Annotated in this window: 13 protein-coding genes; 7 read left to right on the plus strand and 6 right to left on the minus strand. The window is 51.1% G+C overall.

Annotated elements, in window-relative coordinates; genetic code table 11:
- Nucleotides 1-14: 14 nt before the first annotated feature.
- Nucleotides 15-1,517 (minus strand): UxaA family hydrolase, encoded by a 1,503-nt coding sequence (locus tag DXA36_RS13580; RefSeq protein ID WP_118680072.1) that lies wholly within the window; start codon nt 1,515-1,517, stop codon nt 15-17.
- A 189-nt stretch (nt 1,518-1,706) separates the two neighbouring features.
- On the opposite strand from DXA36_RS13580, the gene uxaC reads away from it, so the two are divergent.
- Nucleotides 1,707-3,122 (plus strand): glucuronate isomerase, encoded by a 1,416-nt coding sequence (gene uxaC, locus DXA36_RS13585; protein WP_118680074.1) that lies wholly within the window; start codon nt 1,707-1,709, stop codon nt 3,120-3,122.
- Between the two features lie 7 nt (nt 3,123-3,129).
- On the opposite strand, the gene DXA36_RS13590 is transcribed toward uxaC, so the two are convergent.
- From DXA36_RS13590 to DXA36_RS13610, 5 genes are all read right to left on the minus strand, one after another.
- Complete coding sequence (locus tag DXA36_RS13590; RefSeq protein WP_147366595.1) at nt 3,130-3,999, minus strand: hypothetical protein; 870 nt, start codon at nt 3,997-3,999, stop codon at nt 3,130-3,132.
- Nucleotides 3,986-5,488, minus strand: coding sequence for a class I adenylate-forming enzyme family protein (locus DXA36_RS13595; RefSeq protein WP_118680078.1), 1,503 nt, complete (start codon nt 5,486-5,488; stop codon nt 3,986-3,988). The genes DXA36_RS13590 and DXA36_RS13595 overlap by 14 nt, the downstream gene beginning before the upstream one ends.
- Complete coding sequence (locus DXA36_RS13600; RefSeq protein ID WP_118680080.1) at nt 5,481-5,732, minus strand: acyl carrier protein; 252 nt, start codon at nt 5,730-5,732, stop codon at nt 5,481-5,483. The genes DXA36_RS13595 and DXA36_RS13600 overlap by 8 nt, the downstream gene beginning before the upstream one ends.
- Before the next feature lie 33 nt (nt 5,733-5,765).
- Nucleotides 5,766-6,485, minus strand: coding sequence for a collagen-like protein (locus DXA36_RS33855; protein WP_118680082.1), 720 nt, complete (start codon nt 6,483-6,485; stop codon nt 5,766-5,768).
- Nucleotides 6,486-6,772: 287 nt separating this feature from the next.
- The gene (locus DXA36_RS13610) at nt 6,773-7,774 is read right to left on the minus strand and encodes a LacI family DNA-binding transcriptional regulator (protein ID WP_118680084.1); all 1,002 of its coding nucleotides are present in this window, start codon (nt 7,772-7,774) and stop codon (nt 6,773-6,775) included.
- Between the two features lie 270 nt (nt 7,775-8,044).
- On the opposite strand from DXA36_RS13610, the gene DXA36_RS13615 reads away from it, so the two are divergent.
- The 6 genes from DXA36_RS13615 (at nt 8,045) to amrS (ending at nt 14,267) form a co-directional block, all read left to right on the plus strand.
- Nucleotides 8,045-8,575, plus strand: a complete 531-nt coding sequence (locus DXA36_RS13615; RefSeq protein WP_118680086.1) for an AAA family ATPase — start codon at nt 8,045-8,047, stop codon at nt 8,573-8,575.
- Entirely contained in the window at nt 8,572-9,108 is a 537-nt protein-coding gene (locus DXA36_RS13620) for a GNAT family N-acetyltransferase (RefSeq protein WP_118680088.1), read from the plus strand. The genes DXA36_RS13615 and DXA36_RS13620 overlap by 4 nt, the downstream gene beginning before the upstream one ends.
- Nucleotides 9,109-9,391: 283 nt before the next feature.
- Complete coding sequence (locus DXA36_RS13625; RefSeq protein ID WP_118680090.1) at nt 9,392-10,351, plus strand: Gfo/Idh/MocA family protein; 960 nt, start codon at nt 9,392-9,394, stop codon at nt 10,349-10,351.
- Between the two features lie 96 nt (nt 10,352-10,447).
- Nucleotides 10,448-11,878 (plus strand): type I glutamate--ammonia ligase, encoded by a 1,431-nt coding sequence (gene glnA, locus DXA36_RS13630; RefSeq protein WP_118680092.1) that lies wholly within the window; start codon nt 10,448-10,450, stop codon nt 11,876-11,878.
- 75 nt (nt 11,879-11,953) lie between these two features.
- A complete protein-coding gene (gene amrA / locus DXA36_RS13635; protein WP_118680094.1) occupies nt 11,954-13,360 on the plus strand; it encodes an AmmeMemoRadiSam system protein A in 1,407 nt (468 codons plus the stop codon).
- A gap of 82 nt (nt 13,361-13,442) precedes the next feature.
- The gene (gene amrS / locus DXA36_RS13640) at nt 13,443-14,267 is read left to right on the plus strand and encodes an AmmeMemoRadiSam system radical SAM enzyme (RefSeq protein ID WP_118680204.1); all 825 of its coding nucleotides are present in this window, start codon (nt 13,443-13,445) and stop codon (nt 14,265-14,267) included.
- Nucleotides 14,268-14,285: the final 18 nt, after the last annotated feature.

Raw genomic sequence — 14,285 nt, forward strand, 5'->3', positions numbered from 1 at the left:
GATTTTTATTCCTCCTATAAAGTAACACCTTGTTTAAAGATTGCCATGTCATGGAAACCGGCGGCTTCGGATTTGACCTGCTCCCCGTTTGCCACACGGATTACATAGTCAAAAAGCATTTTCCCCAGTTCCGGAAGCGGGGTTCCGTTTACCATACGGCCGCAGTCAAAATCAATCCAGTTCTTTTTCTTTTCACTGAGCGCCAGGTTGCTGGATATTTTCACTGTAGGCACGGGGGAAGCAAAGGGAGTTCCCCGGCCGGTGGTAAAGAGCACGATCTGAGCGCCGGAGGCCGCAAGCGCCGTGGCGGCAACCAGGTCGTTTCCCGGTGCGCTGAGAAGATTCAGGCCATGTGTGCATACCGGCTCCCCATAGGCGAGGACACCCCGGACCGGTGCGGAGCCGGATTTCTGGGTGCAGCCAAGGGATTTGTCTTCCAAAGTGGAAATCCCCCCTTTTTTATTGCCCGGGGATGGATTTTCATAAATCGTCTGGTTGTGGCTGGTAAAATAGTTCTTGAAATCATTGATGAGATCCACGGTCTGCCGGAAAAGTGCTTCGTTTTCGCAGCGGTTCATCAGCTGGGTCTCCGCGCCGAACATTTCAGGAACCTCGGTAAGTATGGTAGTCCCGCCGGCCGCAATGAGTAGATCGGAAAAAACGCCCACTGTAGGATTGGCCGTTATGCCGGAAAGTCCGTCGGATCCTCCGCATTTCATACCGATAACCAGTTCACTGCAGGGGATTGCCTCCCGCACACAGGTCCCGGCACGGCCTGCCAGTTCTTTGATAAGAGCCAGGCCATCGGCTATTTCATCCTCCGAGTCCTGGGCGACGAGGAATTTGACACGGTCAGGATCATAGGTGCCGATATATTTTTTCAATTCCTCTATATTGCTGTTTTCACAGCCAAGCCCAAGTACCAGGATGCCGCCGGCATTGGGATGGTTGACCAGGTCTGCGAGAATCTGTCTCGTGTTTTCCTGATCCTCCCCCATCTGGGAACAGCCATAGGGATGGGGAAAGGCGGCGATGGCATCCAGGCTGCCGCACAGGAATCCCTGCGCCCGGTCCGCTATTGTCTCAGCCACATTGTTGACACAGCCGACGGTGGGAATGATCCAGATTTCATTGCGTACCCCTGCACGCCCGTTTTTTCTCCGGTAGCCATAAAAATAAGGAGGTGTTTCCGAGAGGGCGTCAGCAGCCTGATCCGTACCTGCAAAGAGGGATGGGCTATAGGTATAAGTCAGCACATCGCCCAGACCGGTTTTCAGGTTGGAGGTATGGATCCAGGAGCCGGGTAAGATGTCCGTGACGGCCGTACCGATAGGGGAGCCGTATTTGATAACCGCTTCCCCGGCGGGAATATGCACCAGGGCGAATTTATGCCCCTGCGGGATATCCTCCCGGAGGGTAATCGGTTTTCCCTCCGCGACGACAGCGGTTCCGGCAGCCAGAGGCTGCAGCGCCACAGCAACGGTATCTTCGGGATGAATGCGGATAAAAGTCTGCATAAATTTATGTATTCCTCCTTAAAAAAGTATGTAAGGGCTTACATTAAAATTACACCTCTTTTCCTTTACAGTCAACCTGTTTTTACAAAAAGATATCTTTATATAACGGCTATGAGGATTTGACTTTTCAGAAAGGACAGGATATAATGAAAGAAAAATGTAAGCATTTACATAACTGGAGGAAGAAAAATGAAACCATTTATGGACAAGGACTTCTTATTGCGTACGGATACGGCTAAAAAGCTCTTTCATGAAATTGCGGAGCCTATGCCTGTCCTGGATTATCACTGCCACATCAATCCCCAGGAAATCGCGGAAGACAGAAAATTCGAAAACATCACGCAGGTATGGCTGGGCGGAGATCATTACAAATGGCGCCAGATGCGTTCCAACGGGGTGGAGGAATATTACATTACCGGAAATGCCCCCGACAGGGAAAAGTTCCAGAAATGGGCGGAAACCCTGGAGCTGGCGGTGGGAAATCCCCTGTATCACTGGAGCCATCTGGAACTGCAGCGTTTCTTTGGCTATCATGGGATTCTGAATGGGGAAACGGCAGAAGAGGTATGGCAGATCTGTAATGCCAGGCTGCAGGAGGACAGCATGAGCGTGAGAAATCTGATCCGGCAGTCGGCGGTCACCCTGATCTGTACGACGGATGATCCGGCGGACGATCTGCGCTGGCATAAGGCGCTGGCTGAGGACAGCAGCTTTGAGGTACAGGTGCTTCCTGCGTGGAGGCCGGACAAAGCCATGAATATAGAAAAGCCGGATTATACGTCATATCTGGAGAAGCTGGGGGCTGCGGCACAGACAGATATCCGTTCTTTTGCAGATTTGAAAAAGGCGCTGCAAAAAAGGCTGGATTTCTTTGACAGCTATGGATGCAGGGCCAGTGACCATGCATTGGAATATGTGATGTATGTGCCGGAGACGGAAGAGAATATTGAGAAAATATTCGGACGCCGCCTGGCAGGGAAGAAACCGGGCCGGGAAGAGGAGCTGAAATTCAAAACAGCCTTTCTGTCTTTTGCTGCGGCGGAATATGCAAAAAGAGGCTGGGCAATGCAGCTTCATTATGGCTGCAAGAGAGATAATAATTCTTCCATGTACCGTTCTTTGGGGCCGGATACCGGATATGACTGTATCAATAATTATGCTCCCTCCAGCCAGATGGCGGATTTCCTGAATGCCCTGAATACAGAGGGAGCCCTTCCCAAGACCATTATTTACAGTCTGAACCCTAATGATGACGAAGTTATCGGAAGCATCCTCGGCTGCTTCCAGAATGCGGATGCCGCAGGTAAAATCCAGCAGGGATCCGCATGGTGGTTTAATGACAATAAAAGCGGGATGAAAAAGCAGATGACTTCCCTTGCCAATCTGGGCCTTTTGGGTAATTTCATCGGTATGCTTACGGATTCCAGGAGCTTCTTATCCTACCCCAGACATGAATATTTCCGCAGGATCCTCTGCGATCTTATCGGCGGATGGGTGGAAAACGGGGAATATCCATATGAGGAAAGGATGCTGCAGCGTATTATAAAAGGGATTTCCTATAACAATGCAGTCCGGTATTTCGGGTTCGCGCTGGAAGAAAAATAAAACGCAGTTACCCGGTTTTCCGGATCGCTTCCGCCATATCGATTTCTTCCAGGATAACAGAAGAGAGGCGTCTGCAGACCTGATCGATCAGGTCTTTGTTATCCCGGCAGACGGACGCTTTAAACAGGCCGTTTTTGATCGCTGTCCAACGGGTATAAAACTCCTCTGTGAAATGTGCGGCGCAGTCATTCCGGGGAGGAGGCAGGCTGTTGAGGTAACAGCGGTATAAATAACGGTTGTTGATCAGGGCATCCGTATATCTGGCCAGCAGAAGGGCGTATTCCGGTTCTTTGCGGATACAGGCTCTGACTGCCGGCAGCAGTCTGCGGCAGAAGCCCGGATGGTTTTCAAGGACCGTCCGGGCTTCTTCTTCCGGCAAAGAGATGGCTTTTGCCGGACCGGCGGCCTCCGGTACCCTGCAGAGGCGGCTGATATCAAAGGTATACGCCAGGATATCGGCCGCCTTTATGGTTCCGCCGCTGAGACTATAGGTGGGATCGAGACAGGTAAGGGTATCGGAATCCTCTTTCCGGGCAATAAAATAATGCGGGCCGTGATGAAGCCGGTACAGAGGGGACCAGGGAATATAACAGGCATCCATTCCGGTCAGGATCGCTTCTCCGTCCTGAAAGAAAGAAAGGCTTTCCTGCGCTTCCCCGGGGGGAGCGCAGGGCAGCATCTGCAGCCGCAGTCCCATGGCCTCCAGGGCCGCCGGCATCCTCTGTGTGAGAAATACCTGCCGGCAGGGTTCGTAAGTAAAATCGGTTTCAGACCATAGGGAGGCGAAAGACAAAGGATAATCCAGATGGTGATGGTTAGCAATGCTTACTATACAATTGTAGTAACAATTCAATCCCTGGAAATTAATCAGTTTCATGAGCCGTTTCCCCAGTCTTTTTGTTTTTACCGGTTGCTGTTTTTTCGATCCGGTCCAGCAGCCGTATCTTCTGCGGTTGTTTGTAAGCCGACAGATGTGTGCGGAAATAGGAATGGAGTTCCTCTATGGAAGGGCCGGCTTCCTCACAAGATGCGTATGCCGCAGGGACGATATCGGCACAGACCCTTTCATTTCCCTTCCCGTCACTTTCTCCGTATACGATGCAGTCCTTTACCAGAGGGCAGTTCATCAGGCAGGCTTCCACCTCTTCGGCATAGACATTGAAGCCCCTTACAATAATTACGTTTTTCTTTCTGCCGCAGATATATAAATAACCGTCTTTATCCAAATATCCGATATCGCCGGTATATAAAAAACCATCTTTTATTATCTTATCCGTTTCTTTTTGGTTGTTGCAGTATCCCAGCATGACATTCGGTCCTTTTACCAGGATTTCACCCCTTATATAGGGTTTGTCGGTTTTTTGCCCATCCGCTTCCACGAGAAGGGTTTCGCCTTTTAGGGCGGTTCCCACGGAGGCAAACTTTTCCGGATCCATTTTTTTATAGGGTTTCGTGATCAGGGGGGAAGCTTCTGTCATGCCATATCCCGTCCAGAATTCAATGGAGGGAAAGGATTTGGAGAGCCGGTGCAGGATATCCGGGGATACCTTGCTTCCGGCCAGGCCGAAATAGCGGAAAGAACGGATATCATAAGGGATCTTCCTGCCTGCCAGCTGATCCATCAGGACAGCGGCGATAACTCCGCCCTCGTAGTGGGTTACCTGATATTGTTCCGCCGCTTTATACAGCACATCCAGGGAAAAAGGCTCCTGCATACATATGATGGGAAAGCCTTTTGTGAGGCAGGCGGCCAGAATCAGCAGGCCGTAAATAGAGGAATAAGGAGCGGCAATAAAGTACCGTATGGGGACGGATGCATATTTATCATAATCCATTTTGGAGAGATAGGAGAGGACACAGTAGGAAAGATTGCTCTCCGACAGCTGGACGATTTTGGCATTTCCGGTCGTGCCCGATGTGCCTAACAGAAGCATGGGCTTATGAATCCCGGCCTTTGCGGCAGGAAGAATGTCCTGGTGGGAATGTGCGGCGTATTCCCCGATATAAAGGATTCGGAAGCATCCGGGAAATTCCGGCGACAGCGCTTCAAACAAAGGGGCATAGTGCGCTGCGGTAAGAATCGTATGAGCATCCGCCTGGTTAAGCAGCGGCAGTATTTCGTATTCCGTGAGCTTTGTGCTTAAGGGAAATACGGTCATACCAGCCATAAGGATTCCGAAAAAAGCGGCGATAAAAGCCTCTCCGTCGGGCAGGTAAACTGCTATTGTTTCCGTTTCGCCGCCCGCAAACAGCTGCCGGACCGCTTCCGCTTTTTCCGTGAGAGCACGATAGGAAACCACCCTGCCGTTTTCAATGAGCGCAGTCCGTTCCTGGTCCTTTCGTCGCAGCAGCAAATCTCTAATCATGGTTTCCGTCCTGCTCCCTTACTTTTCTTTCCGTCATGGCTATGAGATTGTCAACCTGCAGGCACAGCTCCATTTCCATGATTCCGAAAGTAATCCCGTATTCTTCTTCTATTTGGAAAAGCAGGCCCACAAAAGAAAGGGAATCAAAGCCCAAATCGGTATACAGATTTGATTTCCCGGTAACCGGTGCGGATACAAACTGGTATCCCCTTATCTTTTGCAGAATGGCTTCCCGTATTGTCATTGTTGATCCTGCCTCCGTTTTCTGAATCTTTGTTTACTCAATAAAAAGTCCGCCGCTGACGGATATTTGTGTCGATTGCTCCGATGTAACCCCTTCTCCCATCCAGCCCACAATAATAGTTACAAGGGTGCCGGCTTCCAGGCTGATATTCAGGTCGGTGAGCGAGCCTTTACGGACGCTGTATTTGGGAATTTCCGTCCCGCCCACGTAGGGCTGTGTATAGGTAATGGTTTCCGGAAGGACGCGGAACACAAGCGCGCTGCCGTCAGATACGCCCAGACAGACAAAGGGGCGCATGGTTATCCCTTCCTCCAGGTACAAAGAGGTTCTGGTAGCTGCCAGCGCATAGATATTTTTCAGTATTCCGTCATAGGGCATGATAAAAGAGCTGGGATAGGCATAGCTTTGTGTTATGGTGATGGTTTGGGAAGCCCATTCTCCCGGCTGCAGATAAAGCCCGTAGCCGCTGTCACCGCCAAAGCCGGCAAAAGCGATGGTTTCCGGATTTCCCTGCGCATCGGCGGATATCTGCGCACCGGAGCTGTTTACATTGGACAGCGAAAAGGGGATGGTAGCAGCGGCCGGCCCCTGCGGCCCTTCCGGCCCGGGCATACCCTCCGGCCCGGGTTCACCCTGCGGTCCCTGTGGTCCCTGCTTGCCCCGCGGCCCCCGGCGGTAAGGGGAGCAGCAATTGCAATAGCTGTTTCCCCGCTCATAACTTCCTGCGTTTCTTCCGTTCATTTCATCCGACATTTTTTATCTCCAATCACAAGATTTTTTATCTCTTATAGAATAGCTTATGTTCCTGCCGGGAAAATGTTCCCGCAGGGCCTGGAAAAGAAGGGGAAGCATATACGCTGCGAATGCAGGGAAGGGGGAAAACAGACGGATTTGTTATTGATACGGAAACGGGAAAGCAATCCCGGAGGCTGTTATTCCGGCGGCCTCCGGCGGCGGACTGCCGGTTAATACCGCCATGCGGAATGCCCGTCAGGGCAATTTTCAAATATGCTCCGGGATGACAAGGGATACCCCGGACTTTACCTGACTGTGGTATCCCGATAAATGATATCTCCGGAAAAAACCGTCCGCGCCGGTATATCCTTCCCGTCAAAAACCTGCATCAGCAGAGACACGGCTGTTGTGCACATAAATTCCACACGGTTGTCAACGGTAGTGATTTCAGGCGTGCTGCAGGTGGAAAGCTGGGAATTATTATAGCCGCTTATCTGGAAATCCCCCGGTATCCTCCTGCCGTGGGACAACGCATATTTTACCGCCCCGACAGCCAGCTCATCATCAGCAGTGACACAGGAATCAAAGCAAAGCCCTTCGTTTTCCAGGGAATCCAGAAGAGCGGCTGTTTCGTGGATGGATGCGGGGCTGGCAAAAATTCTTTTTTCCACATCCTGCAGCCCCTTTTCCAGGCAGGCTTCCCGGAAGCCTGCTATTTTTTTCTGGCCGCTGTAGCTTAAGCTCCGGTAGAGATAGACAGGGGAACGGGAACCGCTGCACAGCAGGGACGCTGTCATTTCGTTTACCGCCAGACGGTCGTCGCAGAGAACGGAATAAATGCGGCTGCCGGACAGATAACCGTTTAAGATGAAAACGGGTACCTTGCCTGCGGCTTCAAAAAGATACGCATTGTTTTTATCCGTATCCTCCACAAAATTGGAACCGACAAAAAACAGGGCATCCACATTCCGGGAAAGCAGCAGCTGCAGGTACTTTTTCTTTTCCTCCAGATGATATCCTGTGCAGCAGAGCATGGAAGCATAGGAATTCTGACGCAGCTCCCTTTCCAGATAATAGATGGCCGACGCCAGATACACATCGGAGGAATCCGCACATAAGATCCCCACGGTATGCATGGAATTCAGGCCAAGGCTGCGGGCAAAGGCATTAGGCGTGTAACTGTTTTGGTCAATGACCTGAAGCACCTTCTCCCGGGTGGCAGGGCTTACCTTGTCGCTTCCGTTTAATACACGGGATACGGTGGCAATGGAAACGCCTGCCTGTTTGGATATATCGTAAATGTTCATGATGAAATTCCTTTCTGTTGCAGACTCCCTTGGTTACGGTCTATTCCGTGACCAGTAACCTTCCTTATAAATTATAAATTATGTAAGCGCATACATGCTTGATGGAAAGTATTATACAATATATAATGGGAGGAAGCAAATGTAATTGCTTACATACGGTTCCCACTTTTGTTACATCCATCCGTAATTCGGAAATGCTGTTTTATGCGGACGACAATGTTGCCGGCAGAAGAAAAGGGGACTGACTAATACACAGAAAGAAGAGTGGAAATGAAAAGACTGCTATTGCTATGCGGAGCGAATGGAATCGGAAAATCGACGGCAAGCGCGGAGCTGCTGAAAAAACTGCCGCATTCCGCCTACATCGACAGTGATTATTGCCGTATGACAAATCCCCCTATATTTAATGAGGAACTGATCCGCCTGAATTATAAGAATATCCTTGCCATGATGGAGAATTCCTTTGCCTGCGGGGAAATACAGAATGTCATATTCCCCTTTGGTTTTCATGGACACAGGAAGCAGCTGTTTGAGGCACTGCTGGAAGAACTCAGGCAGAAAGGAATCCGGTTCGAACTGGTACCGGTTTTATTGTATTGTGAACCGGAAGAAAATATCCGCAGGGCAAGGGCGGACGGCCGGGACGAGGAACGGATCCGGCGGGGAATCAGCTATTCCCGGATCGTATATGAGAATACGGATTACCCGCGTATTGATGTGACAGGCCTGACGGCGGAGGAAACCGCGGATGCGATATTGAAGATAACAGGGACAGGAGAAGAGGCGGACATAAGGATATGACAGGAAAGAAAACAGCAGTAAGAAGTAAGGCGGCCGTTAAAGTTAGCTATAGAAACGCGGAGGCGGCAGAGGCCGGAATCATAAGCTGCCAGATGAATGCCGGCTATAAAGCGGCATATCATGGCATGATGGATGAAAGTTACCTTTCTTCCCTAACGGACGATCATTGGATGCCTGTAATAAGAAGCAGCCTCAAACGGGGAGATATATGCGTCCTGGCGGAAGCGGAAGGGGAGATAATCGGTTCATCCGTTTTCGGAAATATGCCGGATGACAGGGATACGGCACAGCTATATGCCATCTATCTGCATCCTGACTACATAGGAAAAGGTATCGGACATGTGCTGTACGAAAAAACGGAAAGCCAAATGCGGTTACGGGGCTGTAAATACTGCATGCTGGAAGCCCTGTCAGAAAATAAACGTGCTGTCCTTTTTTATAAAAAACATGGATTTATAGAAAAAAATACATTTACAGTACATGAAAACGGAATGTCTCTGATCTGCATGAGCATGGAGAAATCACTGTTGTAAAAGGATGCTGCCAGTCACGGAATTAACAGTAATAAGGAGGAATTTTGACCGTCGGAGCATAAAATTGGTTGCTTTTCCGGGGGAATAAGGTTATTCTGCTTTTAGAAACAGTATGTACTGTAACAGAGCAGGCAGATCTGCGCATTCATGGCGCAGATCGTGAGAAAACACGGTGGCGGCAGGCGTCCGTCCGCACGCGCGGCGATTTGAGTGGCCGAATGCAGTAACGGTCCGGCTGAAGGCTGCGCGGTTACTATATACCGACAGGGAGAGAGGAAACACTATGAAAAATTTTAAATTTGCCATTATGGGAGCGGGAAATATTGCCAACAAGTTCTGTGACGCGGTAAAGCGTATGGAGGACTGCGAGGTGGCGGCGGTTGCGAGTAAATCCATGGATCGTGCGGAGAACTTTGCAGAGAAAAACGGCATTAAAGCCGCCTACGACAGCTATGAAAAAATGCTGGCGGAGGAAAAACCGGATTGTGTCTATATTGCGGTGACGCAGGATGCCCATTTCGCATTATGCATGCTCTGCCTGGATTACAAAACGCCTGTTTTATGTGAGAAAGCGATGTTCCTCAACAGCGCCCAGGCGGAAGAAGTATTTACGAGAGCAGAAAAAGAAAAAGTTTTCGTCATGGAAGCCATGTGGAGCAGATTCCTTCCCGCCGTTAAGATGGCCAAGCAGTGGATGGAGGAGGGGAAAATAGGCACTCCTTCCTTTATTGACACGGCTATCGGGTTCCTGGCGCCTGTTGATAAGGACAACCGCTATTACAGCCCGAAGCTCGGCGGAGGAGCCGCTTATGATATTACGGTTTATGCCTATGAACTCACCACCTTTATGATTGAGCGGCCTGCTGAGGATGTACAGGTGTCTGCCGTATGGAGTGATACCGGTGTGGATATATCCGATCAGGTGACCATCCGTTATCCCGGCCTGCTGGCCTCGCTGCGCACCAGCTTTGCGGCTGCGCTTCATGAGAGAATGGCGATTTACGGCAGCCAGGGGAAAATAGTGATTCCCCATCCCCATTTTGCGGAAGAAGTATTTTTGTACAATAAGGACAATGAACTGTTGATGCATTTCCAGGATACCGTTACGGAGAACGGCTTCCTTTATGAAATCGAAGAAGCGGTAAACTGTATCCGGGACGGAAGGATAGAAAGCCCGGTGGTTCCCCACAGCCTTACTCTGGAGTGTGCAAGGCTGTTTGACCGGATCATGGAAAAGGCTTGACTTTGACATGGATCCTTGTAAAACGTGCCGGTATAGCGTTATAATTTATGATAGAAATAAGAACGCGGCAAAAGCGGCCGCAGATGGGGGTTATTTATGGAAAAAAGCGAAAAAATCCTGCAGATGTGCAGGGAAAACGACATCCGTATGATCGATTTTAAAATGGTGGATCTGGACGGGCGTTTCCGGCATATCACCATACCGGCGGAACGGTTCGGAGAGAGTATTTTTGAATACGGGATCGGCTTTGACGGTTCTAATTACGGGTATGCGCCTATAGAAAAGAGTGATATGGTATTTATCCCTGATCCGGAAAGCGCTGTCATAGATCCCTTTGTGGATATACCCACGCTTTCCATGACCGGCGATGTATGTGTGATCGGGGAACAGGAAAACAAACCGTTTGATCAGTATCCCAGGAATGTGGCCCTGCGGGCTGTGGATTATATGAAGGCCACCGGTACGGCGGATAAGATGCTGATCGGCCCGGAATTTGAATTTTATCTGTTTGATACCGTCAATTATAAGGTGGCTCCCAACGGTTCCTCTTATGAAGTGGATACCAGACAGGCGGAATGGAATACCGGCGATGATGGCGGCTTTAACCTGGGATATCAGGTGAAGCACAAAGGCGGCTATCATATTGCGGCTCCCCAGGATATCTCCTACAATCTTCGCAGCAAAATGTGCATGCTGATGGAAGACTGGGGAATTCGGGTGAAATACCACCATCATGAGGTGGGCGGTCCGGGGCAGCTTGAAATCGAAGTGGAGCTTGGGGATATGGTTGACATGGCGGATAAGACCATGATTACCAAATATATTGTGAAAAATGCGGCTGCAAAGGAAGGCCGGACCGCCACCTTTATGCCCAAACCGATTTACCAGGAAGCGGGAAGCGGTATGCATGTGCACATGCTTCTGTTTAAGGACGGCAAACCGGTTTTCTATGATAAGGACGGCTATTCTTCCTTAAGCCGGACCGCCCACTATTTTATCGGCGGACTGCTGAAGCATGCACCGTCCCTGTGTGCCTGGACAAACCCGTCCACCAATTCCTATAAGCGGCTGGTTCCTGGGTTTGAGGCCCCGGTTACCATTGGCTATGCCACTTCCAACCGGAGCGCGGTCATCCGCATACCGGCATATGCAAAAGCGCCTGAGCAGAAGCGGTTTGAGCTGAGAAGCCCGGATGCCACAGCTAATCCCTATTATGCGTATGCCGCCATTTTGATGGCGGGTCTGGACGGGATTGAAAACCGCATCGATCCCGCTGCCAACGGATGGGGACCATATGATTATAACCTGTATGAGCTTACGCCGGAACAGCAGGCAGAGATACAGTCGCTGCCGAAAACGTTGGAGGAAGCGCTGGACGCCCTGGAAAAGGATCATGCTTATCTCACAAAAAACGGGGTGTTCCCGGAACGGCTGATTCTGCTTTGGCTGGAAAGGAAACGAAAGGAAAGCAGGGCGATCAGCCAGATCCCCCACCCGGCGGAATTTGATGCTTATTATGATTTGTAAAAGGCTTTCCCGGCAAGAAAACGGGGAGTTTCTTATTTTCGTTTCACGCGCACAGCTGCGCAGACAGGAGCAGAAATGGCAGTGATAGCTGGGTTTATGGTTCCCCATCCGCCGCTGATTGTCCCGGAAATCGGAAAAGGGGAAGAAAACGGAATCAGGGAAACAACGGAAGGCTATGAAAAAGCGGCCGCAGAAATTGCGGCCCTGAAACCGGAAACGATAGTCGTGATATCCCCTCATTCGGTGATGTATGCTGACTATTTCCATGTGTCACCGGGAAAAGAAGCGGCGGGGGATTTCCGGCAGTTCCGGGCAGGACAGGTGGCGCTGCAGGCGGAGTATGACGAGACATTTGTCCGCTGCCTTTGCCGGGAAGCGCAGGAAGCCGGTTTCCCGCTGGGCACCCTGGGGGAACGGGAGAAAAGGCTGGATCATGGCGTAATGGTACCCTTGTACTTTGTGAATAAATATCTGCAAGGCTGCCGCCTTGTGCGTATAGGGCTTTCGGGGCTTTCCAAGGCGGAACACTACCGGGCGGGCATGCTGATTGAAAAGGCCGCTGTCCGGCTGGACCGGCGGACGGTGGTAATCGCCAGCGGCGATCTGTCACACCGGCTGAAGGAGGACGGCCCTTATGGATACAGGGAAGAAGGACCGGCTTATGACCGGAAAATTATGAATTCGATGGGAAATGCGGCATTCGGCGAACTGTTGGAATACCCGGAAAGCTTTTGTGAAAAAGCAGGGGAATGCGGACACCGCTCTTTTACCATGATGGCCGGCTGTCTGGACGGAAAAGCCGTAAAAACGGAAAAACTGTCATATCAGGGTCCCTTCGGCGTCGGCTATGGGATCTGTACGTATCATGTGACGGGGGAAGATAAAGGGCGTCGTTTCCTGGAGCAATATACCCGGAAGAACAGTCGGGATATACAGAGCCGGAAGGACAGGGAGGACAGCTATGTGCGTCTGGCGAGAAAATCGCTGGAAACCTTTGTACGGACCGGAAGCGTATATGTGCCTTCCCGGGAAGAAACGGAGGAACTGCCGCGGGAAATGACGGGAAACCGGGCGGGAGTATTTGTGTCTGTCCATAAGGAAGGGATGCTGCGCGGCTGTATCGGAACCATTGCCCCGGTCACCGGCAGTGTCGCGGAGGAAATCCTGCGGAATGCGGTGCGTGCGGGAACGGAGGATCCCCGGTTCCCTCCTGTGGGAGAGGAAGAACTGGAGGCACTGGTTTACAGCGTAGATGTGCTGGGAGTTCCGGAGCCGGTTGCCTCTGCGGCGCAGCTGGATGCCAAAACGTACGGGGTGATTGTGACAAAAGGGAGAAAACGGGGACTGCTGCTGCCGGATCTGGAAGGTGTGGATACCGTGGAAGATCAAATAGCCATTGCCAGGAGAAAGGCGGGGATCGGGGAAGAGGATCCGGTCACGCTGGAACGTTTTGAGGTGATACGCCATGGAGAAAAGGAATGAAACGGGGAAAAGGGAAGCACAGCATTCCAAGGAAGCACAGCATTCCAAGGAAGCACAGCGTTCCAAGGAAGCACAGCGTTCCATGGAAATCATCTGTCCGGTCTGCATGCACCATTGCCGGCTGCAGCCCGGACAGGCAGGACGATGCCGGGCCAGGGCCAATGCTGACGGGGAAAGCCGTTCCCTGAGCTACGCAAGACTGACCTCCCTTGCTCTTGATCCGATTGAAAAGAAACCGCTGGCGATGTATGAACCGGGCAGCCTGATACTCTCGGCCGGCAGCTTTGGATGCAATCTAAACTGTCCGTTCTGTCAGAATTATGAGATTTCCATGTGCAATGAGACATGCGACACTGTTTATCTGACCCCGGAGGAGCTTGCCGGGAAAGCGGCAGAGCTGAAAAAAAAGGGCAATATCGGCGTGGCTTTTACTTATAATGAACCGATGATAGGCTATGAATATGTACGCGATACGGCCAGACTTGTCCGCGGGGAAGGAATGAAAAACGTAGTAGTGACAAACGGGAGTGTGACGCAGGCGATTCTGGAGGAGGTATTGCCCTTTGTGGATGCCATGAACATTGATTTAAAGGGATTTTCGGAAGAATACTACCGGAAGCTGGGCGGCGATCTGGAAACGGTGAAGCAGTTCATCCGCCGGGCCGCCGCTTCCTGCCATGTGGAACTGACCGTTTTGGTGGTCCCTGGTGAAAATGATACGCCGGAGGAGATGAAAAAGCTTGCTTCCTGGACGGCGGAGGTGGATCGGGAAATTCCTCTTCATGTGACCCGCTTTTTTCCCCGGTGGAAGATGACAGACAGGCCTCCCACAAAGGTGCGCACCGTATATGAACTGGCGGAAGCTGCCCGGGAAATACTGCCTCATGTATTTACGGGAAACTGCTGATACGCAGGAGAGGATAGG

This window comes from Eisenbergiella sp. OF01-20 (assembly GCF_003478085.1).
In the GTDB taxonomy this organism is placed as follows: Bacteria; Bacillota; Clostridia; order Lachnospirales; family Lachnospiraceae; genus Eisenbergiella.